The following is a 25780-nucleotide window of genomic DNA, read 5'->3' on the forward strand; positions in this document are numbered from 1 at the left end:
GCGCCCGTGATGTCAGGCGCTCTTGTCAACTCCGGCATTCTAGTCGGCTTTACGTCGCCGCCGCAAGGTAGCGCTACCAACTGGAATCGCCATGTTGTGTGAAAGCAGACGGCCCGTCGAATGGGCGGTCGGAAATCGGGTGGGTTTTGTCCGCGCGCCTAGCCAACCTGTGCGCGCAACGAAACCAAAGGCAAGCCACCGATGACCCAAGCCTATTACAGCGCCGTGCTGGACCACCCGCTCGACGACGTCTGGTCCCTGATCCGCGATTTCAACAACTACCCCGCTTATATCGACGGCGTGAGCGAGAGCGAGATCGAAGACAACAGGCGCGGCGATGAAGTCGGCGCCGTCAGGCGCTTCTGCTATCTCGGAAACTGGATCCGCCAGCGCCTGGTCGATCACTCGGACCTGCAGCACAGCCTGACCTATGCCGGTCTCGAAGCGATACCCTATCCGCAAGACGACGGTAGCCCGAGTCCGGCGCCGACGCGATACCAAGGCACCATGCATCTGCGGCCGATCATCGAAGGCGACCGCACCTTCATCGAATGGTCGGTTGCGCTCGAAACTGAACCTGCGGACGCCGAGCGCTGGAAAGCGCTGTTTGCCTCCTGGATTCCCGATTGGACGGATTCCCTCGCGCGGACATTGGCCCGGACCCGTTTGCGATCCCGTTAGCCTCAGCTCACGGCTCGTCCGCGTCGCCCTTGGGCCGCGCGCCGCCGAAGATGCGGGCGCCCTCCGATGTGAGGTAAGGCTTCAGCGTCTCCCACGGCACGAAGGCGACATACTCGCCCTCAGCGTAGGGGCCGACGGCATAGGGCGGATAGTGGAAGTTGAGGCCGGAACTCCTGCCGGCCTCGGTGGAGGGCGCGAGCGTCACCGCGCCGATCTTGAGGAGGCGCGGCTCCACGGACTTGAACCACTCGTCGGTCGCGGTCTCTCCGGCGCCGCGCTTCTTCTTCTCGTCCGTCAGCGAAGCGATGATGGCCTTCACCATCGCCTTCATGGTGGGGCCGCCATCGGCGGTCTCGGTGAAGAATGGACGGATCGAGATGCGCTTGTTGGCGGCCTTGTCCCACAGGATCGTGTTCACGTCCGAATTAGGATGGGCGCCGCGTGTGTTCATGTAGTCGTTGCGCAGGACGCTGACATAGCGGTCGGCAACCACGGAGCGGATTTCATATTTGCGCTCGAACTCCCAGCCGCCCTCCTTGAAGAACTGCGGGTCCGCTTTGCGCGCGGCAGCGGCTTCCGCGGCATTCTTGTCGAGCCACGTCTTGCCCTCCGCGAGGCAGTCCGCCGCCAGCGCCGCATCCGCCTTGATCCTGTCGCCGAGGAAGACGCGCGCTTCGATGCTCTTGGTCTTGACGATCGCATCGGGTTTGGGATCGGCGGCGTGGGCGGAAAACGCACATGTTGCGCTCAGCGCCAGGGCGACGCTCAAACCGGCGATGAACTTCAAGGTTAGTGCTCCTGCGTGAGCGTCAGAATATTTCGACAATATCGTCTGCGATCCGCTCCGCAAAGCGGGGAGAGATGGAGCGGCGAACAGTTGCCTGTGCTTGCAAGCCGGTCGCATCCTCGATGATGTGCTCGACATCGATCAAGTTGAGCAGGGAAAACGAGGTGCCCGGCTCAATCTCGACGAGCACGTCGATATCGCTATCAGGCCGATAATCGTTGCCGGCTCGCGAGCCGAAGATGGCAAGCTTTGCTACGCCCTTGCCTCTGATGGCATCCGCGTTCTTGCGTATCGCAGCGACGATTTCGTCACGCGTCATGGACACACCTGGCCGTCACACGGCCAGTCTATCATCTACTCCGCCGCCTCGCTATGCCCCAGCCGGGCGTTCAGCTTGCGGATCAGCTCCTCGGCGGCGTCCGCGATCACCGTGCCGGGCGGGAAGATCGCCTCGGCGCCGGCGGCATAGAGCGCATCGTAATCCTGCGGCGGCACCACGCCGCCGACGATGATCATGATGTCGTCGCGGCCCTGCTTCTTCAGTGCGGCTTTCAGCTCCGGCACAGCGGTCAGATGGGCGGCGGCCAGCGAGGAGACGCCGAGAATGTGCACGTCATTCTCGACCGCCTGCCGCGCGGCTTCGTCGGCGGTGGCAAACAGCGGCCCGATGTCGACGTCGAAGCCGATATCGGCGAACGCCGAGGCGATCACCTTCTGGCCGCGGTCATGGCCGTCCTGGCCGATCTTGGCGACCAGGATGCGCGGGCGGCGGCCCTCGGCCTCCTCGAAGGCGTCGATCAGCGCCTGAACCTTTTCGACCTGGGTGCCCATGCTGGACGCCTCCCGCTTATAGACGCCGGTGATGGATTTGATCTCGGCGCGATGCCGGCCGAACACTTTCTCCATTGCGTCAGAGATCTCGCCAACGGTCGCCTTGGCGCGGGCCGCATCGATCGCGAGCGCCAGCAGATTGCCGTTGCCTTCGCCGGCCGAGCGCGTCAGCGCGGCGAGGGCGGCATCGACCTCCTGCTGGTTGCGCTCGGCTTTCAGTCGCTTGAGCTTGTCGATCTGAAGCCGGCGCACATTGGTGTTGTCGACCTTCAGGATCTCGATTTTGTCCTCGTCGGTCGGCTTGTACTTGTTGACGCCGATCACCGCCTGCTTGCCGGCGTCGATCCGCGCCTGCGTTTTGGCTGAGGCCTCCTCGATGCGCAGCTTCGGCACGCCGGCCTCGATCGCCTTCGCCATGCCGCCGAGCTCCTCGATCTCCTGGATATGGCCCCAGGCCTTGGCGGCGAGGTCGCGCGTAAGCCGCTCCACATAATACGAGCCGCCCCAGGGATCGATGATGCGGGTGGTGCCGCTCTCCTGCTGCAGGAACAGCTGGGTGTTGCGGGCGATGCGCGCCGAGAAATCGGTCGGCAGCGCCAGCGCTTCGTCGAGCGCGTTGGTGTGGAGCGATTGGGTGTGGCCTTGGGTGGCCGCCATCGCCTCGACCGTGGTGCGCATCACGTTGTTGAAGACGTCCTGCGCGGTCAGCGACCAGCCGGAGGTCTGGCTGTGCGTGCGCAGCGACAGCGAGCGCGAGTCTTTCGGGTTGAATGGCTTGAGCAGCTTCGCCCAAAGCAGGCGCGCCGCGCGCAGCTTGGCAACCTCCATGAAGAAGTTCATGCCGATCGCCCAGAAGAACGACAGCCGCGGCGCGAAGCGGTCGACGTCGAGCCCCGCGGCAAGGCCGGCGCGCAAATATTCGACGCCGTCAGCCAGCGTATAGGCGAGCTCGAGATCCTGCGTCGCACCGGCCTCCTGCATGTGATAGCCGGAGATCGAGATCGAATTGTACTTCGGCATCTTTTGAGAGGTGTAGGCGAAGATGTCCGAGATGATCCGCATCGAGGGCGCCGGCGGATAGATGTAGGTGTTGCGCACCATGAACTCTTTCAGAATGTCGTTCTGAATGGTGCCCGACAGCTTCTCCGGCGGCACGCCCTGTTCCTCGGCGGCGGCGACATAGAGCGCGAGGATTGGCAGCACCGCGCCGTTCATGGTCATGGACACGCTCATCTGGTCGAGCGGAATCCCTGCAAACAGCGTGCGCATGTCGTAGATGGAATCGATGGCAACGCCGGCCATGCCGACATCGCCGCCGACGCGCGGATGATCCGAGTCATAGCCGCGATGGGTGGCAAGATCGAATGCGACCGAGAGGCCCTTTTGCCCCGCCGCGAGATTGCGCCGGTAGAACGCGTTGGAATCCTCGGCCGTGGAGAAGCCGGCATATTGCCTGACCGTCCAGGGCTGGTTGACATACATGGTCGGGTAGGGGCCGCGCAGATACGGCGCGATGCCCGGATAGGTCTCGAGGAAATCGAGCCCGGCCAGATCAGCCTCGCCATAAGCGGGCTTCACCAGGATGCCCTCCGGTGTCAACCACGGCTCGGCGCTGCCAGTGGGCGCGGCGGTTGCGGTCCGCTCGAAGGCGACGTCGGCGAAATTCGGAATGCGGCTCATGGCTTCAACCATTTCATAAGCGCTCAATCATGATCCGGATGCTGATGGCTGACGATGGTCGCCATCTTCTCCGGTCCGTAGTTCTGTTGCGTGGTCTGGCTCGGCAGATTGGCGATGCCGACCACCCAGCCGAGGCGGGATTCGATGCCGAACTGCCGCGTCGGCACGACCCGGTCAGGGCGATCGAAGGTACCGGTCATGATCTCGATGCGATCGCCGTCGATGCGGCCGAAGCTCAGCGGCGTGCCGCAGGCGGCGCAATAGCCGCGATCGGCGATCGAGGAGGAGCGGAAGAACGACGGCTTGCCCTTGGTCCAGGCGAAATCGGTCTTGTTGATGTCGGCCAAAGAGGCGAACGGCGCGCCGCTCGCCTTCTGGCACATCCGGCAGTGGCAGATCGAAATCCTGGTCGGCGCCGTCATGACCGCAAATCGCACGGCGCCGCATTGGCAGCCGCCGGTGAGAACGGGTTTGCTGGTGTCGGTCATCGCTGTTCCATCCGTCGGTAGGCGTCCTGCAGTGCCGCAAGCGCATCGCCTCCGGCGAAGACAAAGCCCGTGACGCCGGCGGCTCGCAGCGCCGCCTCGGCCTCGGCCGGCCGGCCCGCCAGGTAGATATGTCGTCCGCCGGCCAATTGCAGGGCCTTTGCCGCGGCTTCGGCGTGTTCCGCATAGACCTTGTCGCTGGAACACAGACAGGCCAGCTCGGCGCCGGAGGCCTTGAAGGCCGCAGCCAGCTTGGCCGGATCGGCAAAGCCCTCGCTGCCTGTGGCCTCAATGCCGCCCGCCTCGAAGAAGCTCTTCGCGAACGTCGCGCGCGCGGTGAAATCGGCGGGCGTGCCGAGATTGGCCAGGAACACCTTTGGCCGTGCGCCCCGAGCCTTCAAACTCGCGTCGGATTTGTCGCGCAGAGCCTCGAACGGTTCCGCGAGACGGATCGGAGGCAGCGCCTCGAACTTGTAGGTCTCTCCGCCGTAGGGCGGAAGCGCGATCGGCGCTGCCTTCAGGACAGTGGCTTCGCTCTCGTGCAGGTTCGGAAACTCGCTGGCGCCGGTCAGTATGTCCCGGCGCTTCGCGATATTGGCCTCGCGCGCCTTGCGCGTGGCCGCGACCTTGCTTTGGAACACACCCTGCTGAAGCGCCGCGAACGCGCCACCGGCGCTCTCGCTCTCCTGGAACAGGGCCCACGCGGCATCGCACAGCTGCGCCGTCAGCGTCTCGATGCCGCCAGCCCCCGCCGCGGGATCGCTGACCTTGGCGAGGTTGCATTCTTCCAGCAGCAGAAGCTGCGTGTTGCGCGCCACGCGCCGCGCGAACGGATCGGGCAGGCCGAGCGCCAGCGTATGCGGCAGCACGTTGATGGCGTTGGCACCGGCCAGTCCCGCGGCGAACGCCGCCATCGTCGCGCGCAGCATGTTCACGTAGGGATCGCGTTGCGTCAGCATGCGCCAGGCGGTATCGGCCGCGATGAACAGCGGTTTCGGCGTCAGTCCGCAAGCGGTCTCGATGCGCGCCCATAGCAGCCGCAGGGCGCGGAACTTGGCCATGGTCAGGAATTGGTCGGCATCGGCGGCGAGCCGCGCATAGACCATGTCCTGCGCGGCTTCCAGCGGAATGCCCGCGCCTTCGATCGCGCGCAGGTAAGCGACGCCGCAGGCGAGCACGAAAGCGAGCTCCTGCACCTCCGAGCCGCCGGCATCATGGACCACGCGGCCGTCGGCGGAGGCGAACGGCCCCTTGAAGCCGAGCCCGGCGAGGCCCTTGATGGCGCCCGTAATCGCGGGAGCAATTTCGTCCCAGGTATAGGGGCTGTGGCCCCACACCGCGCCCGCCGCGAGCGGATCGAGCCCGAAGCGGATGTTGCAGGTGCCGGGATCGAGGCCGTTGCTCTTCACATATTCCGCGACATGGATCGCGGCCATCCGCGATTGCGGTCCGATCTCGAGCTCGATGCCGATGCCGGCGTCGAGGTGAATGTCTTTCAGGATCTTTGCCACCGCCTCGGCCGACGGTTCCAGGCCGAAACCGCGCGCGCCATTGGCGCCGGCGAACACCAGCGCGAGCCCGGTCGCACCGTTCTCCAGATCCTGCAGTGCCTGCGCATTCGCGATCCCCGCATCGGGATGGTCGATCCGCTGCACGACCTGCCACGGTGCGGCCGGCGGCCGGCCCATCACCGGCGCAACGCCCTTCGCGCGCGGATAGAGCGGTTCGATCTTGATGCCGTCATAGGTCTTGCCGACCAGCTTCTCGAACGGCGCGCCCTTCAGCACGCCGTCGACCAGCTTGCGCCAGTCCTCAGGCGTGGCCTTGGGAAAATCCGCCGCCAGCGGCAGGTCGTCAGTCACGGAGGTCATGCGGCGCGGGGCTCCCGAAACGTTTTGTTATTCGCAGGCGAAATTGCCACGGCGGACCGTTCCTGCAAACGGTTGTTTTTGGTTAACCGGTATCCGGAAGCCGCTCAATGCCTTGCGTCGAGACGCCGGCGAGCCCGTCACGCACACGAATGCCCGAGATCACGCGGTCAGGTGCGATTTCGGCCAGCGGCACCAGCACGAAGGCGCGCTCGAACAGGCGCGGATGCGGCAGCGTCAGGTCGGGCTTCTGCAAGGAGACGTCGTCATAGGCGATCATGTCGAGATCGAGCGTGCGCGGGCCCCAGCGCCGCCCTTTGGTTCGCGCGCGGCCGAACTTCTGCTCGACTTTCTGCAGCACGAACAATAGCGCATGCGGATCGAGGCTGGTCTCGATCTCGATGCAGGCATTGATGAAGGGATCCTGGTCCTCGTCGCCCCAGGGCGGGGTCGTATAGTCGGACGAGCGCGCGATCAGCGCCGCCTGTGCCATGCCGCAGATATGAGCGATCGCCTTCTTGAACGTCGCGCGGACATCGCCGACATTGCCGCCGAGTGCGATCAGCACGCTCGCCATGCTAGGGATGCCGCGAGCGCGTCAGCACGATGCCGACATCGTCGAAGATCGCGGCGATCGGCGCGTGCGGCTTGTGCACGGTGACCTTCACGGCGCGGATGCGCGGAAAGTGCGACAGGATGGCATCGGCCACCGCGCCGGCCGCGCGCTCCAGGAGTTTGTAGTTGGTGTTCTTGAACGCCGCCGTCGTCGTCGCCACGACATCGGCGTAGGACACCGTGTCCGCGAGCCGGTCGCTGCGCGCAGGCTCGGACAGGTCGGTATAGAGCTCGAGATCGATGACGAAACGCTGGCCGACCTCGGTTTCGTGATCCATCACGCCGTGGCGGGCATGGATCGACAGGCCGGTGACGAAGATCGTGTCGGTCATTGCTTGCTCTCGATGGCCTGCGCCACCCGCAGGGCCTGCAGGGTTTCGGCGACGTCGTGGGTCCGGATGATCTTGGCGCCGCGCTGCGCGGCGATCAGATGCGCGGCGATCGAGCCGGCGAGCCGCTCCGATGGTTCCGACGGCGACACAGAGGCGATGAAGCGTTTGCGCGAGGCGCCGACCAGGATCGGCAGGCCGAACATGTCGAGCTCGCGCAAGCGCGCCAGCGCGGTCATGCTCTGCTCGGCCGTCTTGCCGAAGCCGATCCCGGGATCGAGCACGATCTTGTCGCGCGCAATGCCGGCTTTTGCGGCAAGATCCAGTGAGCGCAGGAAGAATGTCTTGATATCAGCGACGATGTCGATGGCGGGATCGACGCTGTCGCGGTTGTGCATGACGATGACGGGCACGCCCCTCGCGGCGATCAGCGGCGCCATGGCGGTGTCGTTTTGCAGGCCCCAGACGTCGTTGGCGATCCCCGCGCCCTGGTCGAGCGCGAAGGCCACCACCTCCGCCTTCATGCTGTCGATCGAGACGGGCACACCGAGCGCCACGACGTCCGAGAGCACCGGCTTCAGCCGCGCGAGCTCTTCCGCCGCCGTGACTGGCCGGGCGCCCTTGTAGGGCCGGGTGGATTCGGCGCCGATATCGATGATGTCGACGCCGGCGGCGATCATCGCCCGCGCCCGCTCCAGCGCGCGCGCTGGCGCGATGAACTCGCCGCCGTCGGAGAAGGAATCCGGGGTGATGTTGAGCACGCCCATCACCGCAGGAAGCCGCCGGCCCACGAGCGTCCGCAGTGCGCCGATCCCGGCCGAGCCGGCCGGCGGGACGGAAGGGGAGGGCGAGGCATTCATGCGCGTGGCATTGCGCTGTCGGGCAGGGGGAGTCAAGACGGGATTGGGGCCATTCGCGGCCATTCCGATGCGTGCAGACGGCCGAGAGGATGCGATGTTCTTGCTCACCCTCCGTCATTGCGAGCGCAGCGAAGCAATCCAGACTGTCACCGCGGCAAGATTCTGGATTGCTTCGCTGCGCTCGCAATGACGATCTGGGAGCAGTGGTACCCCAACCTCTCCAGCTTGGTCCGCAGCGCTAATACGTAATCTTCGGCGGCAGCTTCTTGGCCTTGGCGATGATGTCGCCGACCGACTTCTCGGAAGGCAGGACGCGGACCAGCTTCTTCTTCTCGTTGGCCTCGCGCATGCTCTGCGCCAACCTTGCCGGATTTCGATAGGCGAGCTCCCGCACCGTGGTGACGCCGGCGGCGCGGACGAGCCCGACCTTGGCCCTGCCCATGCCGGGGATGCGCATGTAGTCGGAGACGTTGGCCCATTCCAGCAATTGCTGCTCGCTGATGCCGGTCTTGGCCGAAAGCGCCTTGCGGCCCTTCACGGTGGACGCCGCCTCGAGCAGCGCGTCGGTGGTGCGGATTCCTTGCGCCTTCAACTTGTTGGCGGCAAAGGCCGGCAGGCCCTCAATCTCGGAAATCGGATATGTCATGATGCTCGATATGAAAAGCGTCGCTCAGGCGAACTGGCTGAGGCCCGGCGTCCCCGCGATGATCTTGCCCATCTGATCCGCTCCGATTTTGTCTCGCCCGTAGCGGAAAAGTTCACGGGCGACGTTTTGAATCTCGGACATGCCGAGCCCCAGGCCCATCAGGCGGGTGCCGACGGCCATCAAGCCGCCGCCCATCAGCCGCGACAGGCCGCCACCGCTCTTGGAGGCTTCGATCGCAGCTTCCGCTCCGGGGATCTGGTCGATCAGGGCCTGCACACTGTCGGAAGGGCCCTCGTTGCGAAGGAAGGCCAGGATAATGCCGACGGTCTTTTCAGCGACAGCACCATCTATGCTGGCGTTTGTCGCCAGCCGTCCGATCAGCTCGTCCATAAGACCCCGCCCCTCAGCCGGTTTGCATGCCGGAATATTGCTTTCGAAAATGATCTTGAGCCGGTGTGACGTGAAATACAAGCGATGAACGCAGGCGCCGTCGCGAACGCGCGAAAAGTGTTGCCGCCGTGCAAGAGGCTAGAACGAATCGGCAAAAAATTGCCGCTATGCGAACGCCCCATTCCGACTTTCGGCCGATGTTGTCCGTCTGTTTCCGACAATGTCGCATGCGCAGGAGCCGCTGAACCGATTTAATCGGCGCACGAGATGCGTTAAACTACGGAATTGGTGCATTCGGGTTTCGCGACGCGAAACTCGGCAGAAAGATCAGAGAGAATAATGACCGCACAGGACAGCAAGCTCGGCGATACCGACGACAAGATCTTCGTCGGCAAGGGAGACGAGCAGGCTTGGCTGACGCTTGCGCTGGCCAATCGCCACGGCCTCGTCACGGGTGCAACCGGAACCGGCAAGACCGTGTCGCTGCAAGTGATGGCGGAAGGATTTGCGCGCGCCGGTGTTCCGGTCTTCGCGGCCGACATCAAGGGCGACCTCTCCGGAATCTCGGAAGTCGGCGAGGCCAAAGACTTCATTCTCAAGCGCGCCAGCGAAATGGGTCTCAAGTTTCAGCCGGACCAGTTCTCGACCGTGTTCTGGGACGTGTTCGGCGAGCAGGGACATCCGGTCCGCGCCACCGTCACCGAAATGGGGCCGCTATTGCTGGCGCGGATGCTCGACCTGAACGAGGTGCAGGAGGGGGTTCTCAACGTCGCGTTCCGCGTCGCGGACGAGAACGGCCTGCCATTGTTGGACATGAAGGATCTGCGATCGCTGTTGGATGCGATCGTGCCCGCCAGCGGCAAGAAGGGACCGGATGCTGAGGAAGATCCGTTAGCCGAGATCCGGAAGGCCGCGCAGAGCTTCGGCAATGTGAGCAAGGCGACGGTTGGAACCATTCAACGCCAGCTGCTGGTGCTGGAAAACCAGGGCGGAACGAAATTCTTCGGTGAGCCTGCACTAGAGCTGAAGGATTTCATGAAGACCGATAGCGACGGTCGCGGCATCGTCAACATCCTGGTTGCCGACAAGCTGATGGAGAGCCCCAGGCTCTACGCTACCTTTCTGTTGTGGTTGCTGTCGGAGTTGTTTGAGGAATTGCCGGAAGCCGGCGACCTGCCGAAGCCAAAACTGGTGTTCTTTTTCGACGAGGCGCATCTGCTGTTTAACGATGCGCCGAAGGCGTTGATGGACAAGATCGAGCAGGTGGTTCGTCTGATCCGTTCCAAGGGCGTCGGCGTCTATTTCGTCACCCAGAATCCGATCGACGTGCCGGACAAGGTGTTGGCCCAATTGGGCGGTCGCGTGCAGCATGCGCTGCGCGCCTTCACGCCGCGCGACCAGAAGGCGGTCGCCGCTGCGGCGCAGACCTTCCGGCCCAACCCGAAGCTCGACACCGCCAAGGTGATCACGGAGCTCGGCAAGGGCGAGGCGCTGGTGTCCTTCCTCGAGGGCAACGGCACGCCTTCGATGGTGGAGCGGGTGATGATCCGGCCGCCGACGGCGCGGATCGGGCCGATCACGCCCGAGGAGCGCAAGGCGATCATGAGCAGGAGCCCGGTGAAGGGCAAATACGATACCGCGGTGGATCGTGAGTCCGCCAATGAGATGCTGCAGAAGCGCGTAGCCGGCACGGCTGCGCCTGCCGACGCACAAAATGGTGGAGCCGGCGCAGGCGACGGAATCCTTGGCCAGATCGGCTCGATCGTCGGCACCATCTTCGGCACCAACGTCAAGCGAGGTCGTCTGTCGACCGGCCAGGTCATTGCCCGCGACGTGACGCGATCGGTCACCAACCAGGTGATCGGCGGGATGGCCGCCAATATCGGCAAGTCGCTCGGCGGCCAGCTCGGCGGCTCGATCGGCCGTACGCTGGTCCGCGGCGCGCTCGGCGGATTGCTACGGCGTTAGGCAGAGCGCCCGGTTTGAGGCAGTCGTCGTATCCGGTGAAGCTCTAGAACGTTGACCGTCGCCTGATATCTGCTCGTCCGAGCTACCACGGCGCACAAATTCAGGTGAAGGGCTCTGCAAGCCTTCGCCGGTCTGCTAGGTCCTGTGTCGTCGCCGCTCAGGACCACATCGTGACCCCGCCCGCCCCGTTGGCCAAGCCTGACGCACCCAGACGCCCGTCGCTGGGTGCGCCGCTGGATCTGCTTTTTCTGCTCTGCTGCGTCCTCCTGATCGCCGACGTGCTCGTCCCCGAGATTTTCGGCCGCGGCAAGACCAAGGACTACTCGCTCTGGTACTGGGCCGGACAGCAGGTCCTGGAGGGTGGGCCGCTGTATCCTGCCACGGCCGTCGAGCATTTCGATTTCATCTATCCACCGCTGCCGGCAATCCTGCTGGCGATCCCGAGCTGGTTCGGCAAGATCCCGCTCTATGTCGTCCTGTCGATCTTGAACGCCGTGGCGTGGTGGTACACCGCGGCGTTCTCCCAGGTCATGACCGGCTCGGACCGCGCGCCGGGTCGTTGGCTCGAGGCGCTGCCGGTCGTCGCCACCGTGACCTTCGTGTTCGACATGTTCGACCTCGGCCAGCCGAACCTCCTCCTTCTGGCGATGATGCTCTACGGCTTCTGGAGCTTGCGGCATCAGCGATCGTGGCTGGCCGGCTTCATGTTCGCGCTCGCCGCCGCCATCAAGGTGTTCCCGATCGCCGTGCTGCCCTATCTGGCCTGGCGGCGCAAATGGGCGGCCCTGCTCAGCGCGATCGTCTTCACCGGCATTCTTCTCTATGTCGTGCCGGCACCGATCCGCGGCTTCGAGCGCAACGCGGCCGAGCTGGCGACCTGGTACCAGGGCATGATCGGGACCAGCTCGGAAAAGGGCTTTGGCCAGCGTGACGAGCAGAACTGGTCGTGGGTCAACCAGTCCCTCATTGCCGTCACGCATCGGCTGGTCCGGCCGATCAACTACAATCAGGACGATCCCAGCAAGCCGCCTCGCACCATGAATCTGATCGAGGTCGACTACAGGACGGCGAACTGGATCGTGCTCGCGCTGTCGGCGCTGCTCGGGCTCGGCTTCGTTGCGATCATGCCGCGGCAAGCGCGGCGGACGGCGCGCTCGGATGCCGAGGAGCTCGGCATCTTGTTCTGCCTCATGACGGTCGCCTCGCCTCTGGCCCGGCAATACTATTTCATGTGGCTGTACTTCCCGATGACGGTGTTGATGCATCGGGCCGCCTTCGACGAGCGAGCGCATGTGCGCCTGGGAACCTGGCTTGCCCTCAGTGCGGCCGGCATCCTCATGGTGTTGTCGCTGCCGTGGTTTCCGCTCGCCTTCCAGGCTTGGGGCAACAACCTCGCTGCGACCGCCATCCTCGCAGGGTGTCTCGCCTGGCACATCCGGCATCCGCCGCTTGCGGCTAGCCCTAACGCCGCACCGGCGCTAAAACCCGGACCTCTTGAGACTCAACAATCAGGATAGCAATCATGGCCAACGCGCAGCTCCAATCCGTGCTCGACCACATCGACAAGGATTTCGATAACTGCCTGGAGCGCCTGTTCTCGTTGCTGCGGATCAAGTCGATCTCGGCCGATCCCGCCTTCGCCGATGATTGCAAGGCTGCCGCCGAGCATCTCGCCAGGGACATCGCCAGCCTCGGTGTTGCCACCGAGGTGAGGCCGACCGCGGGTCATCCCGCCGTCGTCGGCAAGACCGGCGCGGGCGGCCGGCCGCACGTGCTGTTCTACGGCCATTACGATGTGCAGCCGGTCGACCCGCTCGATCTCTGGCACCGTCCGCCGTTCGAGCCCGTCGTCACCGATCATGCCGACGGCCGCAAGATCATCGTCGCGCGCGGCGCCGAGGACGACAAAGGGCAGGTGATGACGTTCGTCGAGGCCTGCCGCGCCTGGAAGAAGGTGACGGGCTCGCTGCCGGTCGACGTCACCTTCCTGATCGAAGGCGAGGAGGAGGTCGGCTCGAAGAACTTCGTGCCCTTCATCGAGGCCAACAAGGACGAGTTCAAGGCCGATTACGTGCTGGTGTGCGACACCAGCATGTGGGACCGCAACACGCCGGCGATCACGACCTCGCTGCGCGGCCTGCTCTATGAAGAGCTCAAGATCACCGCCGCCAATCGCGATCTGCATTCCGGCGTGTTCGGCGGCACCGCGATGAACCCGATCCGCCTGCTCACGAAGATCCTGGGTGGCCTGTTCGACGACGACAACCGCATCACCATCCCCGGCTTCTATGACGGCGTGAAGGACACGCCGCCCGATATCCTGGAGCAGTGGAAGAAGCTCGATTTCACGCCCGAGACCTTTCTCAAGCCGGTCGGGCTGTCGCTCCCGGCTGGCGAGAAGGGCAGGCTGCTGGTCGAGCAGGCCTCGACGCGCCCGACCTGCGATGTCAACGGCATCTGGGGCGGCTATATCGGCGAGGGCTCCAAGACCGTGATCCCCTCGCATGCTTCGGCCAAGGTCTCGTTCCGCCTGGTTCAGGGCCAGGACCCGCAAAAGATCCGCAAGGCCTTCCGTGATTACGTGACGGCGCGCATTCCCGGCGACTGCAAGGTCGAGTTCGGCGACCATTCCGCCGCGCCCGCAGTCGCGCTCGACTGGACCATGAAGCCGCTCGCCGCCGCCAGCAAGGCGCTCGCGGAGGAATGGGGCAAGGAGACCGTGCTGATGGGCTCGGGCGCCTCGATCCCGATCGTCGCCGACTTCAAGCGCACGCTCGGCCTCGACTCGCTGCTGGTGGGGTTTGGCCTCGACGACGACAACATCCACTCGCCGAACGAGAAATACGACCTGCAGAGCTTCCAGAAGGGCATCCGCTCCTGGGCAAGGATCCTCGCCGCGCTGGCGGAGGTGAAATAGGCACGGTGCGGTAGGGTGGATTAGCCGAAGGCGTAATCCACCAACTCTTGCGGGCTGCACCAAGAGAGAGGTGGATTACGCTTCGCTAATCCACCCTACGAAGTTCACGAAACAAAAACGCCGCCCGGAATTGGGCGGCGTTTCATTCCAATACGTGCAGAGGTAGTTCGACGGAAACACTACCTCAATTTCGTGAATATCTCAAGACCGGTAGCCGGGATTGACGCGGTCGAGCTTGCGCAGCAAGGGCGGCCACACGAGGTTGTTTGCGCGCAGCTCGGCGCGGTCGCGGTTGGCGAGCAGCTCCGTGTTCTTCTCGATCGCGATATCGTCGACCGGATAGACCGGCGTGCCGAGCGCGCGCGTGTGCACCTGCATCGAGCAGGCGCGCTCGAGATGGTACATGCGCTCGAACGCGGAGGCGACCGAGCGGCCGACCGTCAGCGTGCCGTGATTGCGCAGGAGCATGTGGTTGTGGTCGCCGAGATCCTTCTGCAGCCGTGGCCGCTCCTCGTGGTCGAGCGCGATGCCTTCATAGTCGTGATAGGCGAGGTCGTGGGTGACGAGCTGGGCGGTCTGGTTCAGGGGCAAGAGCCCTTCCGCGCTGCTCGACACCGCGGTTCCGTCGAGGGTGTGGAGATGCAGCACGCAGATCGCGTCCTCGCGCACCTCGTGGATCGCCGAATGGATGGTGAAGCCGGCAGGATTGATGCTGTACTCGCTCTCGGAGAGCTGATTGCCGTGCAGGTCGACCTTGACGAGGCTGGAGGCCGTGATTTCCTCGAACATCAGCCCGTAGGGATTGATCAGGAAGTGATGGTCGGGACCGGGCACGCGCGCGGAGATGTGGGTGTCGACCAGATCGTCCCAGCCGTACAGCGCGACCAGGCGATAGCATGCGGCGAGATTGACCCGTTGCTGCCACTCCGCCTCCGTCATGTTGGAGGGGACTTCCCTCAGGCGGGCTTCTGCTGGCGACATGGCTGATCTCTCCGAACCTCGTTGTTGCGGAGGAGGAGCGTAGTCGCGGGAGAGGCTTGCGGCAAGGCGCGAGGAGCGTGGCTGTCAAGCGTGGCCCGCATGGAGCGCGTAGCCCGCATGGAGCGAAGCGGAATGCGGGGCAGCTCGCACGATGCCACAGGTCCCGGATTACGCTTCGCTCCATCCGGGCTACGGATACGGAGAAATCCTACGGTGCCGGGATCGACAGCAGGCTGGAAATGCCGCGCCCCCGGATGTCGTAGACGCGGGCGAACACCACGTCGTCGCGCTTGATCTCGACCATGACCGGGGCGGTGAGGCCCTTGCAGTAGAACTCGCCGAGCGTCATGGCGAAATCGGCCGCGTTGGAATCCCAGCCGATGGTGAAGTCGGGCCCGAGCGCCACCTGGGCCGGGCGCTGCGGACCGCACACCGCCACCTTCCATTTGCGGTTGCCGGGCGGCACTTCCTGGCGCTCGACGAGCTGCTCGCGCAATCCGTCGGAGGCCTGCTTCAAGGCGAGGCCCCAATAGTCCAGCATGAAGCGGTCGTCGGCGCCGCGCACGGTGCCGGCAATGTGGTTGAAGTGCGTGTATTGATAGGGGTGCAGCCGGATCATCTCGGCGAGCGACAGCGCAAGGCCGAAGCAGAAGGTGGCGAGCACGACCGGCTGCCAGGTGCGGTGATTGGCCCGCAGGCGCTCCATGGTCCAGGCGAAGGCGACGCCGCCGAGCACCGCCATCGGCGGGATCACGAAGACGAAATGGCGGATGCCGTTGTAGAGCGCCGGGCGCTTCACCATCGCGATCGCGAGCGGCAGGGTAGCAGCCAGCGTCAGCATCAGGAGGATGGTCTTGCGGCGTGCCGGAACCTCGCGCCGCGGCAGCATGGCGAAGGTGCTGACGATCGCACCGCCCATCAGAACCAGCATCACCTCGGGCAGCTGCAGGGCGAACAGCGTCGGCAGATACGACCAGGGCATGTCGGGCACCGATACGATCGCACCGTCGAACATCTCCTTCCACGGCTTCTCGAAGAAATGCGAGAAGTAGGTCAGCGCCGCCAAGGGATTGCCTGGCTCCATGATCGACCACGGCCAGATCAGGCCCATCACGAGGTAGCCGAGCACGAGGCCTGGCAGCAACACATAGACGACATGGGCGAAGCGGCGAACGGATTCGCGCGGACCTTCGGTGCGCAATTCCTCCAGGAACAGCGGCACGAAGCCGACCACGGCGTAGACCAGCGCGAGTCCGCCGAGAACACGGCAGCCGAGCGAAAGGCCGGCCCCCAAGCCGACGATCAGGATCGTGCGCGGCGATGGCTGCGGATATTCCTCGGCGAGCCGGACGAGGCCGAGCATCAGGACGACCATGGCGACCGCGAAGGGTGCATCCTTCGGGTTCATGAACATGTGGCCGTAAAAGGTCGGGCAGAGCGCAAGCAGGAGGAGGGAAGCCAGACCGGCAAGCGGTCCGCCGATGCGGCGGCCGAGCCGCCATGTCACGGCAAGCCCGATTACGCCGACGATGGCGCCGACCAGACGGCGGGTCTCGAACAGCTCGAGCGGAATGACCTTGTGCAGCAGGGCCGCGACCATGTCGAAGCCGCCGCCATACATGTAGAGATTGGCGAAGGAGAGCGCCGCGGTGTCCTTGAAGCCGGAACCGAACATGCGCAGCAGCAGGTCGGCATATTCGGCGTGGGTGTAGTCGTCCCAGCCGAGCCCGTAGTCGCGGAAGGTCAAGCCTGCAATGACGGCGACCGCGGCCAGCACCAGCATGGCGAGATCGTCGCAAGTCCGTTCGATCGAGCGCCGCTGAGGCGTGTCGATCGCCGAAGTCGTGATGGATGTCATGGCTATCGGTGCCCCGGAATCCCCTTTTGGCCCTGCTGGCGCGCGCGGGCCTCAACCCCGGACTCCCTATAGCGCAGTTCCATTACCAAGTAATTGGGCATTATGGCTAAATTCCTGATGCGACGCAGCAATTCCGGTTGGCACCCATTCAGCTGACTTTGCGAGCAGCTTTAGCAGTAGCGAGCCCCGGCTGAAGGGAATGTGAATAAGTCCCTGATTTCCTTCCCTTTAGGAACACTGCCCAGAATTGGCCGTTGGCGTGGAACAGCGTATGACGGTATCGTGGCGTAGCGGTTCTCGCGCGTGATGCGCGGCCGGGGGTGAGTTCGATGAATTTGGCATTGCTGATCGTGGGGATTTGCGCCGTGCTGGCGGGTCTCCTCGCGGTGATTTTCGGCATGACGATCAGGGAATTCAGCCTCGGTGGGACTCTCATAGTCTCCGGCACCATTGGCGTCTGCTCCGGAATGTTACTGGTCGGCCTGCATCTGGTGCTGCTCGAGCTCAGGGGCATCGCACGCCGGCTGGCCGGTGCGGTCGCGCCATCCGAGGTTCGGGTCAGGCCCGCGCTGCCGGGCCTCGCTGTGCCTGGCGTAGTCGCGCCCGAGCCGGTGCCCGCTGCGGCGGTGAGAGCCGAGCCGGCGCCGCCGCCACCGCCCGCAAGTCCGCCGCCGTGGCAGAGCGAAGCTGCAGCGCGCGAGCGGCCGCGTGCCGAGGCACCGCAGCAGGAGCCGGAAGCCCCGACACCGCCTCCCGCTCCGGAAGCGTCGCGCCGGCGCAACCTGCTGTTCGCCTCGACCTCGCGCAAGGAGCGCGAGCGCGCGGAGGCAAAATCCACTGAAACTCCCCCGCCGCCCGCGGAGCCCAGCGAGGCCCCGAACCTTTCGCCCCCTGCGAGCTTCGACGTCGCCTGGCCGAAGCCGGACCGTGCGCGCCCGCCGGAGCCGCCGGCCGCCCAACGCCGTCCGCCGCCGCCGCGCTCGCCGTCGACCTTGGCGGAGACCGCTCCTGAGCCGGCGCCCGAGCCGCCGCCGCTCGTGGAGCCCCCGCCGGTGACGGTGCTCAAGTCCGGCGTCGTCGATGGCATGGCGTATTCGCTCTATTCCGATGGCTCCATCGAGGCGCAGATGCCGGAGGGCATGATGCGCTTTGCCTCGATCGACGAGCTCCGTGCCCATCTCGACCAGCGCGGTTGAAGCGACCGCGCGCTCAAGTAGACGGGCGCTTTTCACCAGTAATCAGTGCCTCGCCGTCAGTCATCGTGTTTCAGCCGAATGTATTCTTGACAGGGAATACTTCGGTGTCGTCAATCCTGTAAGCCACAAGCGGACAAGGGAGGGCGCATGTCGGATGCGGGGGCGAAGAATTTCATCGAGCTGACCGCGAGCATCGTGTCGGCCTATCTCAGCAACAATCCGACGCCGGCGGCCGAGATTCCGAACCTGATCAGTCAGGTGCATGGCGCCTTGGTGCGGGTTTCGTCAGGCCGCACCGAGACTGCGCCGCTGGAGCCGGCCAAGCCCGCCGTCTCGCTCAAGAAGTCGATCGCGCCCGATTATCTCGTGTGCCTCGAAGACGGCAAGCGCTTCAAGTCGCTGAAGCGCCATCTGCGCACGCAGTACAACATGACGCCGGAGCAGTACCGCGAGAAGTGGGGCTTGCCGGCCGACTATCCCATGGTCGCCCCGAACTATGCGGTGGCGCGCTCGCAACTGGCCAAGCAGATGGGCCTCGGGCAGCAGCAGCGGAAGCGGAAGTAGTTGGGGTCTTGTAGGGTGGGCAAAGGCGCAAAGCGCCGTGCCCACGCGTTTACGTTGATTGCACACAGAAGGTGGGCACGCTCCGCTTTGCCCACCCTACGAGAGCATCTTACGACGCTTCCGCGAGCGCCTCTCTCGCATCGGTCTTGATGCGCTCGACCATCGAGCGCAGGCCATTGGAGCGCTGCGGCGTCAGATGATCGCGAAAGCCGAACTCGTTGAACACGGCGATCGCGTCGGTATTGAGGATCTCCCGCGGCGTGCGGCCCGAATACAGCGCGAGCACGATCGCGACCAGCCCGCGCACGATATGGGCGTCACTGTCGCCGCGATATTTCAGGACCGGCTCGCCATTGCTGCGATCGACCGTCTTCTGCAGCCAGACCTGGCTGACGCAGCCCTGCACCTTGTTCTCGGCCGAGTGTTCCGCCTCCGGCAGCGGTTCCAGAGTGCGGCCGAGCTCGATGACGTACCGGTAGCGGTCGTCCCACTCGTCCAGAAGCTCGAAATTGTCCCTGATGTCGTCAATCGTCGTCATATCGGCCCGCAGTTCCCGCCTACCGCCAATATAGAGACGCGAAGCCCTGAAATCGATAGGGCCTGGACGCTTAATTCGCCGGCCCCGGTCCGCGCCATTCGAGCGCAAGGTCGTCCTGGGTCAGGGTATCGCGCGGCGCCTCGCTCGCTGCAAGATCGCCTTCGCCGGCCAGCGCGATCGAGCCGGTATGGTCGGGCGCCTTCTTGCTGTCGGTCTTGCTGCCGTCGTTCCTGCCGCCGTCGTTCTTGTCGTTGGTGATCTGCTCCTTCTTGTCGTTGATGATCTGATAGAGCTTCTTCGCGCCGTCCTGGGCGCGCTGGCCGATGATGGTCGCGGCCTGGCCGCCGACCTCGCAGGCCGCCGGCTGGCGCTTGCAGAACTGGGTCACGTCGGAAACGGCCGCGGTCGCGGCCTGCACCGCATCGGCGGCGCCGATCTGCGGCAGCTTGTCCGATTCGGGCGTCTTGTCCCGCGGCAGGAGCACCAGCACCAGCCCGAGCCAGAATGTGATGCGGAGCAGAAAGCGCATCTTATCGACCTGTCCGTTAGACTCCGCCCGCGGCGATCTCCCCGCGGATGTCGGACCTAGCGATCCTCGATAAATCGCAAGTGATTGCCTTGAGCTTAATTCGCGGAAAATTGACGCAAGATTCTTCGGGAGCGACGTTCCGGTAAATTTTCGATTGACGCCCGTACCCATGGTTCTGCCGGCCGCCCCGCATCCACCAATTCGAAACCATGCGGAGCAGGGTGAAACCCCGCGTTCACCATTCGCAGCGAAGACGTCGCCAAATCGTCTAAAAAGCTCCGCGATAACGCGGTGTCCGGCCACACGCTGTGCCGCCTTAGCACTCGTTTAAGGTCGCTCTGACACGGTGGCTCAACGACAAGGAGGCGTTCCGGCGCGTCTTCCAAGAGACGATTGAGCCGAAGCGCGAGACCCGTGACAGTTTTGAGTATCATCCGCGATTGTCTCGATGCACTGCTGCATCCCTCCGCGCGCTACGATGCGCTGATGCGCGCGCGCCATCGCGCCTTCATGGCACCGCGGCTGCTCGGCAGCCTTGCCGCCTTCGCTGCATTTCCGGTCTATCTCGCCATGCGCGGCGCGCCGAGCGCGATCGAGGTCGCGGCCTTTGCCTGGCTGATCGCGCCGATCATGTTGTCCTGGTTCCTGTCGCGCACCGGCCGTTACGAGGGCGCGCACGTGCTGTCGTCGCTGGCGCTCGCCGGCCTGATCATGGCTGTCGCGATCACGACGGGCGGCATCGAATCCTTCGCCGCGGTCTGGCTGATCGTGGTTCCGCTCGAAGCTGCGCTATCGGCCTCGCGCCGCGTCGCGGCGTTTGCCTCGCTGCTGGCGCTGTCCTGCGCCGGAATGCTGATTCTGGTCAGCCAGCTCGGCTGGCTGCCGGTGGTTGAGCCGAGTGCCGCCGAGCGCGGCGTGCTGATGGCTTTCGGGGTCACGTCTGCCACTCTTTATGCCGCCGGCCTCGCCTTCGGCGCGGAATCGCTCGCGCGCACCAGCGTTGCGCTGTTGTCGCGCGAGGAGGAGCGTTACCGCCTGCTGGCGCGTAACATGAGCGATGTCATCTCGCGGCATCAGCGCAACGGTGCGGTGCAATTCATCTCGCCGGCGGTGGAGGCCATGCTCGGAGCGCAGGTGGCGCAACTGCTCGGCCACGGCCTGTTCGACCGTGTCCATGTCGCCGATCGGCCGGCCTATCTCACGGCACTGTCCGACGCGGCGCGCGGCGAGGTGCGCAGCGTCGAGTTCAGGCTGCGGCGCGAGCCCGCCGCCGAGCGCGGCCAGGTCGATTTCATCTGGGTCGAGATGCGCTGCCGTCCGCTCGATCAGGACAGCGGGCGTGACGTCACGTGCGAAGCCGAAGTCGTCGCGGTGATGCGCGACGTCACCGACCGCAAGCTTTTCGAGCAGGCGCTGGACCAGGCGCGCAGCGCCGCCGAGGCGGCCGATGCCGCCAAGACGCGCTTCCTCGCCACCATGAGCCACGAGCTGCGCACGCCGCTCAACGCCATCATCGGCTTCTCCGAGATGATCGCGCAGGAGCAGGCCTTGATGCTGGGTGCTGCGCAGCGCAAGGAATACGCCCAGCTGATCAACGATTCCGGCCAGCACCTGCTGTCGGTCGTCAACGGCATCCTGGACATGTCGAAGATGGAATCGGGCAATTTCGAGATCGCGTCCGAGCCGTTCGCGCCGCGCGCTTCGCTATTGCATTGCTGCAATCTGCTGGCGCTGAAGGCGCGGGAGAACGGCATCGACCTGATCACCGACGCGCCGCAGGACCTGCCCGTCATGACCGGCGATCCCAGGGCCTTCAAGCAGATCGTGCTCAACCTCGTCGCCAACGCCATCAAGTTCACAGAGCGCGGCGGTCAGGTCTGCGTATCGGCCGCGGTGTCCGGCTCGCAGCTGACGCTGCGCATCAGCGACACCGGCGTCGGCATCGCGCCCGACGATCTCAAGCGCATCGGCGCGCCGTTCTTCCAGGCCGGCACGACCTATCAGCGCCGTCACGAGGGCACCGGCCTTGGACTTTCGATCGTGAAGAGTCTCGTGGCGTTGCATCTCGGCGAATTGACGGTACAAAGCAGGTTGGGCGAGGGCACGGCGGTCACCGTCAAGCTGCCGCTCGTCTACACGCCGCCGCAAGCCAAGCCGGCCGAGCGCAAGATTGCGACGCTGACGCCTGTGCTGCGCCAAGAACTTCAAGGTCAGGATCTTCAAGACCAAGCTCACGACCAGTCTCAGGACCAACCCGCTCTGGTGAAGAAAAGTGCCTAAGAAGTCTGCCAAGGACGAAGCCGCTCCGCGCCGCCGTGGCGCCAAAGCTGCGGTTGTCGACGTCGAGACCGAGCGCAACCTCGTGATGCGCGTGCTGCTGCACAGCCCCAAGGACACGCTGGCCGGCCTCGTCGCCGTCGCCGCGATCGCCGCGATCGTTGCCAATGCGCTGTTCCTCCAGACCGGCCGGCATCCCGCGCCGATGTTCGGCACGGTGATCAATCTTCCCGCGCCGTCGTCCGTGCCGCTGTCGAATCCCATGCCGCGTCCGCGCCCCGTCGGCGCCGATACCTCGCCGCTCGAGCCGCGCGCGACCGAGTTCCGTGTCGAGCCTAAGCCTGCCGAGCCCAAGCCCGCCGAGCGTGCTGCCGAAAAGCCGGTCGAGGCGACCGCCTCGACGCGCTCGAATGATCCGATGACCAATCTGGTCAAGGCGACCACCTCGACGCCGCCCGCGGCCCTGCGTCCGCCGGCGCCGATCCCGGCGCAAAGCCCGGCCGCACGCCGCATCGCCGGCGTGCAGCGCGCGCTGTCCGAATACGGCTACGGCAATCTGAAGATCACGGGCACCATGAGCGGCGAGACCCAGGCCGCGATCCAGAAGTTCGAGCGCGAGCACAAGATGCAGGTCACCGGCCAGGTCTCGGACCGGCTGCTGCGCGAGCTCGCCGCTGCGATCGGCCGCCCGGTCGAATAGCCGCACGTCGAGTGTCGTTGACGCAGGTCAATTGCCGGCGCCGGCACGATGGACCGGATCCGATACGATCGCGATTTGAGTGGGATCAATGACGGCCGGCGGCCGCAGGAACAAGATGGCTCATCTCATCAAGGAAGAGAGGTCGTCATGTTCAAGGTCTCGATTCTCGTCTGGATCATGCTCGGCACGACGCTGGCGGGCATCAGCCTCATCGTGGTGCTCATGGTCCCGAGTTTTGCCGCCGACGCCATCAGGAACATCCCCTATGCCGTGGCGGTAGGATTTGCACTCGCTATGCCGCTGTCATACTTCATCGCAACGCAGATTCGCGGTGGTCAGGACGGCACGCGCAAGGCGTGAGACGTAAAGCTGGCGTGAGGCCTCGCACTGGCCTATCGTCGAATTCATGCGTTTGAAATCCAATATTTGGGTGGCGGCTTACTTGCGCCGGTGCCAGACCGAGGGCGTGTTCGGCGCCGTGCGGCGTCGCGGTGCCGAGGAGGCGGGCGCGGTGTTCGTGAAGGTGTCGCTGCTCGACGGCCATGCGATGCTGTATGCGCCGGCGCCGCAGACCGTCTATGACGACGGCCGGCCGGTCGATCGCTTCTTCGTCCCTGTCGCGCCGCAGCCTCTGCCGGATCACACGATCGAGGAGCGGCTGATCAAGGAAATCCGCTTCGATCCGGATGCCTGGATCGTCGAGACCGAGGATCGCGCGGGCCGGCATTTTCTGGAATTGGCCAAGGCGTAGCTTCAACCGTCATTGCTCGCAATGACGGGGTTGGAGTTCGTTGCGTGCCTCACCGCTGCCGCTCGCTGAGGCGGCGTAAGCAAATCAGCGATCCGACGGATTAGTCCCCGTCCGCACCGCCGGGCTCGAGCCGGGCTGCACGCCCGGCCGCGTCTGGCTCGCGCCGGCGCGTGCGCGCTGGCGCTCCCCGTCATGCAGCGAGGACTGATACTTCGCGCGGGTGACCGCGAGCGTCGAGCCGCGCCAGGCCGCCAGCATCACCAGCGCCGATCGCTCGGCGAGACGGTCATACAGCCGCGACAGGCGGTACACGGCGTTCACGGACGTTCCGATCTCCGGCTTGAAGAACAAGAGAATGCGCTGGAACACCGGGCTCGGCATGTCGAGCGCGCGTGCGGCAACGGCAAGCGCCTCGCCGCCGGCATCGTCGACGATCTGGGCTGCGACGCGCGAGGGCAGGATCAGGCTGTCGCCGAGCTCGAAGGTGAAGCTTTCGATATCGCCCGCGATCGCCGCCATCTCCAGGATCTGGATCGCGCGCTTGGCGCGCACGGTCGGAATACGGGGGGCGGCTTTCAGCGGGGTCTGCGCCAGATTATGCAGGATCAGCGCGCGCTCGGAGGCGCCGGCGCGGAAGAACATGTCGTGGATCTCGGCCGCCTCTTTCGGCTGCATCGCCAAGTTGGCGGCCATGCGTTGCTCGGCCTCGGTCGGCACGCGCGCCGGAGCAGACCCGCGCGGCGGGGCGGGGATCTCCCGGGCCAGTGGAACCCTGCGGCCTTCCTGGGTGGCGACCAGGCCGAGCTTCTGCAGGATCGGGACGGGCGTCTGCGGATAGACCGCGAGGCGGGCCTTGACGGCCGCGCGCGTCGCATCGTCGACTTGGTCGATCAGCCGCGTGGCGAGCTCGACGAATTGCCGCTGCTCGTCGTCGCTGTGGGTGCTCGTCTGGACATAGAGGTCGGTCAGCACGCGCAGCAGCGTCGGACGGACATCGACACCTTCGCGACGGGACAGGGTCATCAGCCCGTCGAATCCGGGAAACAGCGACTTGGTCATGGAGGCGTACGCAACTCGGGAAAGATACTTGGGGGCGAGCCTAGCGCAGCTTCGTTTAAAGCCTCGTTAAGGAAAACGAGGCGTGAAGCCGGCCCTGCAATTTGAGGCGTTGTCGTGCCGCAACGGGACGGCGCGGCGCGGTCCGTGCGGCTACGGTTGAAGCGGCCCGTTTACACCCCGTTAACCATGAGCTGATCTTAATGAATGCATGTTGCTGGGGCGCGTTCGGTCGCGCGGCAATTGAAGAGAGCTGACATGGGGACCATCATCGAATTTCCGGCCGGTCGCCGGGTGGGCTCGTCCGGGGATGTCGCTCCGCGCGCGGACATGGGAACGGTTCTGATCCTTCCCGTGATTCGAATCGAGCGCGAGGCGGACGAAACCAGCGGCGATCGCGGGCCGGAGCAGGGCACAGCGCCGGGGCGCCGTCGTCGCCGCCGCTGACATCCGGCTTCATGCAATGCCGGACGTCATCCACCAGATCCGGCCTGTCCTATCGGCCGTCCTGCTCGCGCTGCTGGGCGCCTTGCTCGCGGCGTGTAGCGGCGGCGACTTCGGCCGCACCCGCGAGAGCATGCGCAGCGACGACATGCATCGCTGGCTCGGTGCGGAGGTCACCTCCAGCGTCGGCCTGAGACCATCGCAATTCCAGCTCACCGACGAAGAGCGCCAGCTTCGCGATCTCGCCTATCCCATGATCGAGCCGCCGCTGTCGCGCCCCGCATGGAAGAGCGTGTTCGGCGACTACAAGGCGCTGCCCTCGCCGTGGCGGCAGAAGGTCGTGTTCGACCGCACCATGTACGGGCGCACCCTGATCGACGAGCCGCACCGCTCGCATTCCTCGCGCTATGCGCAGCTGATCGAGGACGTGCGCAACGACATCACCCGCTTCGAGCCGTTCTTCGCATCCGCGATCCGCGTCATCGATCTCGACAGGAAGCGCGATGCCAGCATGGCGCGGGTCTCCGCGCTGTCCCCGAGGGAGAGGGACGACGCGGTCGCGCGCATGCAGGAGAACTCGCTGATCATCCAGTGGGTGCAGCAATGCCTGGAGCAGCGCATCTCGTCCTATCGCTGGGCGCTGGAGCGCCTGGTGATCCAGGCCCCCGACGGCATGGCCGCCGATGCCGATCGCCTGATCGGCGAGCTCGCCGCCCAGACCGCCAATCCGCCGGTCCAGGGGCACCCGCCCTATGGTCGCGCGGTGGTCTCGAAGGGCTAAGCACGAGTCGTCAACCCTTTGAGCGCGGCCGCCCCGCGGCCGATCGGC

Annotated in this window: 27 protein-coding genes; 12 read left to right on the forward strand and 15 right to left on the reverse strand. The window is 65.1% G+C overall.

Translation table 11 applies throughout. The features are described 5' to 3' along the window. Positions 1-201: 201 nt before the first annotated feature. On the forward strand, positions 202-681 hold the full coding sequence (locus I6F12_RS04345; RefSeq protein WP_225155577.1) for an SRPBCC family protein: 480 nt from the start codon (positions 202-204) through the stop codon (positions 679-681). A 7-nt stretch (positions 682-688) separates the two neighbouring features. Here the strand turns inward: I6F12_RS04345 and I6F12_RS04350 are convergent, their stop codons facing one another. From I6F12_RS04350 to I6F12_RS04395, 10 genes are all read right to left on the reverse strand, one after another. Next, positions 689-1468, reverse strand: a complete 780-nt coding sequence (locus tag I6F12_RS04350; RefSeq protein ID WP_225155578.1) for an RsiV family protein — start codon at positions 1466-1468, stop codon at positions 689-691. A 22-nt stretch (positions 1469-1490) separates the two neighbouring features. After that, positions 1491-1787 carry a nucleotidyltransferase domain-containing protein gene (locus tag I6F12_RS04355; RefSeq protein ID WP_036006001.1) on the reverse strand — a complete coding sequence of 99 codons (297 nt, stop codon included), beginning with the start codon at positions 1785-1787 and terminating at the stop codon, positions 1491-1493. Positions 1788-1822: 35 nt separating this feature from the next. Beyond that, positions 1823-3979 (reverse strand): methylmalonyl-CoA mutase, encoded by a 2157-nt coding sequence (gene scpA, locus I6F12_RS04360; RefSeq protein ID WP_036023153.1) that lies wholly within the window; start codon positions 3977-3979, stop codon positions 1823-1825. A 23-nt stretch (positions 3980-4002) separates the two neighbouring features. Next, the gene (locus I6F12_RS04365; RefSeq protein WP_057027174.1) at positions 4003-4467 is read right to left on the reverse strand and encodes a GFA family protein; all 465 of its coding nucleotides are present in this window, start codon (positions 4465-4467) and stop codon (positions 4003-4005) included. Beyond that, positions 4464-6335 (reverse strand): methylmalonyl-CoA mutase family protein, encoded by a 1872-nt coding sequence (locus I6F12_RS04370; RefSeq protein ID WP_225155579.1) that lies wholly within the window; start codon positions 6333-6335, stop codon positions 4464-4466. Before I6F12_RS04370 ends, I6F12_RS04365 begins: the two co-directional genes overlap by 4 nt. A gap of 82 nt (positions 6336-6417) precedes the next feature. Continuing rightward, entirely contained in the window at positions 6418-6909 is a 492-nt protein-coding gene (folK, locus tag I6F12_RS04375; protein WP_225155580.1) for a 2-amino-4-hydroxy-6-hydroxymethyldihydropteridine diphosphokinase, read from the reverse strand. Between the two features lies 1 nt (position 6910). Next, a complete protein-coding gene (gene folB / locus I6F12_RS04380; RefSeq protein ID WP_036005989.1) occupies positions 6911-7279 on the reverse strand; it encodes a dihydroneopterin aldolase in 369 nt (122 codons plus the stop codon). Further along, positions 7276-8136: a dihydropteroate synthase gene (folP, locus tag I6F12_RS04385; RefSeq protein ID WP_036005987.1), complete on the reverse strand. Its 861-nt coding sequence runs from the start codon at positions 8134-8136 to the stop codon at positions 7276-7278. Before folP ends, folB begins: the two co-directional genes overlap by 4 nt. A 238-nt stretch (positions 8137-8374) precedes the next feature. Further along, entirely contained in the window at positions 8375-8782 is a 408-nt protein-coding gene (locus I6F12_RS04390; RefSeq protein ID WP_036005985.1) for a DUF4332 domain-containing protein, read from the reverse strand. A gap of 24 nt (positions 8783-8806) precedes the next feature. After that, on the reverse strand, positions 8807-9172 hold the full coding sequence (locus I6F12_RS04395) for a hypothetical protein (protein WP_057027235.1): 366 nt from the start codon (positions 9170-9172) through the stop codon (positions 8807-8809). A gap of 339 nt (positions 9173-9511) precedes the next feature. Here I6F12_RS04395 and I6F12_RS04400 point away from each other — a divergent pair, with 339 nt between their 5' ends. The 3 genes from I6F12_RS04400 (at position 9512) to I6F12_RS04410 (ending at position 14057) form a co-directional block, all read left to right on the forward strand. Further along, on the forward strand, positions 9512-11140 hold the full coding sequence (locus tag I6F12_RS04400; protein ID WP_225155581.1) for a helicase HerA-like domain-containing protein: 1629 nt from the start codon (positions 9512-9514) through the stop codon (positions 11138-11140). Between the two features lie 170 nt (positions 11141-11310). Further along, on the forward strand, positions 11311-12657 hold the full coding sequence (locus I6F12_RS04405; protein WP_225155582.1) for a glycosyltransferase family 87 protein: 1347 nt from the start codon (positions 11311-11313) through the stop codon (positions 12655-12657). A gap of 5 nt (positions 12658-12662) precedes the next feature. Then, positions 12663-14057, forward strand: coding sequence for a M20/M25/M40 family metallo-hydrolase (locus tag I6F12_RS04410; protein ID WP_225155583.1), 1395 nt, complete (start codon positions 12663-12665; stop codon positions 14055-14057). A 201-nt stretch (positions 14058-14258) separates the two neighbouring features. Here I6F12_RS04410 and I6F12_RS04415 read toward each other — a convergent pair whose 3' ends face one another. Beyond that, entirely contained in the window at positions 14259-15038 is a 780-nt protein-coding gene (locus I6F12_RS04415; RefSeq protein WP_225155584.1) for a class II aldolase/adducin family protein, read from the reverse strand. Positions 15039-15246: 208 nt separating this feature from the next. Beyond that, a complete protein-coding gene (locus I6F12_RS04420) occupies positions 15247-16896 on the reverse strand; it encodes a glycosyltransferase family 39 protein (protein ID WP_074447486.1) in 1650 nt (549 codons plus the stop codon). 329 nt (positions 16897-17225) lie between these two features. Here I6F12_RS04420 and I6F12_RS04425 point away from each other — a divergent pair, with 329 nt between their 5' ends. Continuing rightward, positions 17226-18092 carry a DUF308 domain-containing protein gene (locus I6F12_RS04425; protein ID WP_225149872.1) on the forward strand — a complete coding sequence of 289 codons (867 nt, stop codon included), beginning with the start codon at positions 17226-17228 and terminating at the stop codon, positions 18090-18092. Positions 18093-18239: 147 nt separating this feature from the next. Further along, positions 18240-18656, forward strand: a complete 417-nt coding sequence (locus I6F12_RS04430; RefSeq protein ID WP_036005917.1) for a MucR family transcriptional regulator — start codon at positions 18240-18242, stop codon at positions 18654-18656. Positions 18657-18765: 109 nt separating this feature from the next. On the opposite strand, the gene I6F12_RS04435 is transcribed toward I6F12_RS04430, so the two are convergent. Further along, positions 18766-19194, reverse strand: a complete 429-nt coding sequence (locus I6F12_RS04435; RefSeq protein ID WP_036005915.1) for a SufE family protein — start codon at positions 19192-19194, stop codon at positions 18766-18768. Positions 19195-19264: 70 nt separating this feature from the next. Next, positions 19265-19723, reverse strand: coding sequence for a DUF5330 domain-containing protein (locus tag I6F12_RS04440; RefSeq protein ID WP_036042942.1), 459 nt, complete (start codon positions 19721-19723; stop codon positions 19265-19267). A gap of 414 nt (positions 19724-20137) precedes the next feature. Between I6F12_RS04440 and I6F12_RS04445 the strand changes: the two genes are divergently transcribed. From I6F12_RS04445 to I6F12_RS04460, 4 genes are all read left to right on the forward strand, one after another. Further along, on the forward strand, positions 20138-22003 hold the full coding sequence (locus I6F12_RS04445) for an ATP-binding protein (protein ID WP_225155585.1): 1866 nt from the start codon (positions 20138-20140) through the stop codon (positions 22001-22003). Continuing rightward, the gene (locus tag I6F12_RS04450) at positions 21996-22700 is read left to right on the forward strand and encodes a peptidoglycan-binding domain-containing protein (protein ID WP_036005910.1); all 705 of its coding nucleotides are present in this window, start codon (positions 21996-21998) and stop codon (positions 22698-22700) included. The genes I6F12_RS04445 and I6F12_RS04450 overlap by 8 nt, the downstream gene beginning before the upstream one ends. Positions 22701-22847: 147 nt before the next feature. Continuing rightward, positions 22848-23060, forward strand: a complete 213-nt coding sequence (locus tag I6F12_RS04455; protein WP_024339804.1) for a hypothetical protein — start codon at positions 22848-22850, stop codon at positions 23058-23060. A gap of 46 nt (positions 23061-23106) precedes the next feature. Continuing rightward, entirely contained in the window at positions 23107-23451 is a 345-nt protein-coding gene (locus I6F12_RS04460) for a DUF1491 family protein (RefSeq protein WP_225144051.1), read from the forward strand. 84 nt (positions 23452-23535) lie between these two features. Here I6F12_RS04460 and I6F12_RS04465 read toward each other — a convergent pair whose 3' ends face one another. After that, positions 23536-24510 carry a DUF2336 domain-containing protein gene (locus tag I6F12_RS04465; protein WP_225155586.1) on the reverse strand — a complete coding sequence of 325 codons (975 nt, stop codon included), beginning with the start codon at positions 24508-24510 and terminating at the stop codon, positions 23536-23538. Positions 24511-24765: 255 nt separating this feature from the next. On the opposite strand from I6F12_RS04465, the gene I6F12_RS04470 reads away from it, so the two are divergent. Both I6F12_RS04470 and I6F12_RS04475 read left to right on the forward strand, forming a co-directional pair. Further along, on the forward strand, positions 24766-24954 hold the full coding sequence (locus I6F12_RS04470; protein WP_036005903.1) for a hypothetical protein: 189 nt from the start codon (positions 24766-24768) through the stop codon (positions 24952-24954). Positions 24955-24970: 16 nt separating this feature from the next. After that, positions 24971-25732 (forward strand): hypothetical protein, encoded by a 762-nt coding sequence (locus I6F12_RS04475; RefSeq protein ID WP_225155587.1) that lies wholly within the window; start codon positions 24971-24973, stop codon positions 25730-25732. Positions 25733-25780 lie beyond the last annotated feature (48 nt).

Origin of the sequence: Bradyrhizobium sp. IC4059 (assembly GCF_020193615.1) — a bacterium.
Classification (GTDB): domain Bacteria; phylum Pseudomonadota; class Alphaproteobacteria; order Rhizobiales; family Xanthobacteraceae; genus Bradyrhizobium; species Bradyrhizobium yuanmingense.

Excerpts from the sequence above, each read along its gene's own strand:
- I6F12_RS04345 (WP_225155577.1), top strand. The coding sequence starts at position 202 with ATGACCCAAGCCTATTACAGCGCCGTGCTGGACCACCCGCTCGACGAC.
- I6F12_RS04355 (WP_036006001.1), bottom strand. The coding sequence starts at position 1,787 with ATGACGCGTGACGAAATCGTCGCTGCGATACGCAAGAACGCGGATGCC.
- scpA (WP_036023153.1), bottom strand. The coding sequence starts at position 3,979 with ATGAGCCGCATTCCGAATTTCGCCGACGTCGCCTTCGAGCGGACCGCA.
- I6F12_RS04365 (WP_057027174.1), bottom strand. The coding sequence starts at position 4,467 with ATGACCGACACCAGCAAACCCGTTCTCACCGGCGGCTGCCAATGCGGC.
- I6F12_RS04370 (WP_225155579.1), bottom strand. The coding sequence starts at position 6,335 with ATGACCTCCGTGACTGACGACCTGCCGCTGGCGGCGGATTTTCCCAAG.
- folK (WP_225155580.1), bottom strand. The coding sequence starts at position 6,909 with ATGGCGAGCGTGCTGATCGCACTCGGCGGCAATGTCGGCGATGTCCGC.
- folB (WP_036005989.1), bottom strand. The coding sequence starts at position 7,279 with ATGACCGACACGATCTTCGTCACCGGCCTGTCGATCCATGCCCGCCAC.
- folP (WP_036005987.1), bottom strand. The coding sequence starts at position 8,136 with ATGAATGCCTCGCCCTCCCCTTCCGTCCCGCCGGCCGGCTCGGCCGGG.
- I6F12_RS04390 (WP_036005985.1), bottom strand. The coding sequence starts at position 8,782 with ATGACATATCCGATTTCCGAGATTGAGGGCCTGCCGGCCTTTGCCGCC.
- I6F12_RS04395 (WP_057027235.1), bottom strand. The coding sequence starts at position 9,172 with ATGGACGAGCTGATCGGACGGCTGGCGACAAACGCCAGCATAGATGGT.
- I6F12_RS04400 (WP_225155581.1), top strand. The coding sequence starts at position 9,512 with ATGACCGCACAGGACAGCAAGCTCGGCGATACCGACGACAAGATCTTC.
- I6F12_RS04410 (WP_225155583.1), top strand. The coding sequence starts at position 12,663 with ATGGCCAACGCGCAGCTCCAATCCGTGCTCGACCACATCGACAAGGAT.
- I6F12_RS04415 (WP_225155584.1), bottom strand. The coding sequence starts at position 15,038 with ATGTCGCCAGCAGAAGCCCGCCTGAGGGAAGTCCCCTCCAACATGACG.
- I6F12_RS04420 (WP_074447486.1), bottom strand. The coding sequence starts at position 16,896 with ATGACATCCATCACGACTTCGGCGATCGACACGCCTCAGCGGCGCTCG.
- I6F12_RS04425 (WP_225149872.1), top strand. The coding sequence starts at position 17,226 with ATGAATTTGGCATTGCTGATCGTGGGGATTTGCGCCGTGCTGGCGGGT.
- I6F12_RS04430 (WP_036005917.1), top strand. The coding sequence starts at position 18,240 with ATGTCGGATGCGGGGGCGAAGAATTTCATCGAGCTGACCGCGAGCATC.
- I6F12_RS04435 (WP_036005915.1), bottom strand. The coding sequence starts at position 19,194 with ATGACGACGATTGACGACATCAGGGACAATTTCGAGCTTCTGGACGAG.
- I6F12_RS04440 (WP_036042942.1), bottom strand. The coding sequence starts at position 19,723 with ATGCGCTTTCTGCTCCGCATCACATTCTGGCTCGGGCTGGTGCTGGTG.
- I6F12_RS04455 (WP_024339804.1), top strand. The coding sequence starts at position 22,848 with ATGTTCAAGGTCTCGATTCTCGTCTGGATCATGCTCGGCACGACGCTG.
- I6F12_RS04460 (WP_225144051.1), top strand. The coding sequence starts at position 23,107 with ATGCGTTTGAAATCCAATATTTGGGTGGCGGCTTACTTGCGCCGGTGC.
- I6F12_RS04465 (WP_225155586.1), bottom strand. The coding sequence starts at position 24,510 with ATGACCAAGTCGCTGTTTCCCGGATTCGACGGGCTGATGACCCTGTCC.
- I6F12_RS04470 (WP_036005903.1), top strand. The coding sequence starts at position 24,766 with ATGGGGACCATCATCGAATTTCCGGCCGGTCGCCGGGTGGGCTCGTCC.
- I6F12_RS04475 (WP_225155587.1), top strand. The coding sequence starts at position 24,971 with ATGCCGGACGTCATCCACCAGATCCGGCCTGTCCTATCGGCCGTCCTG.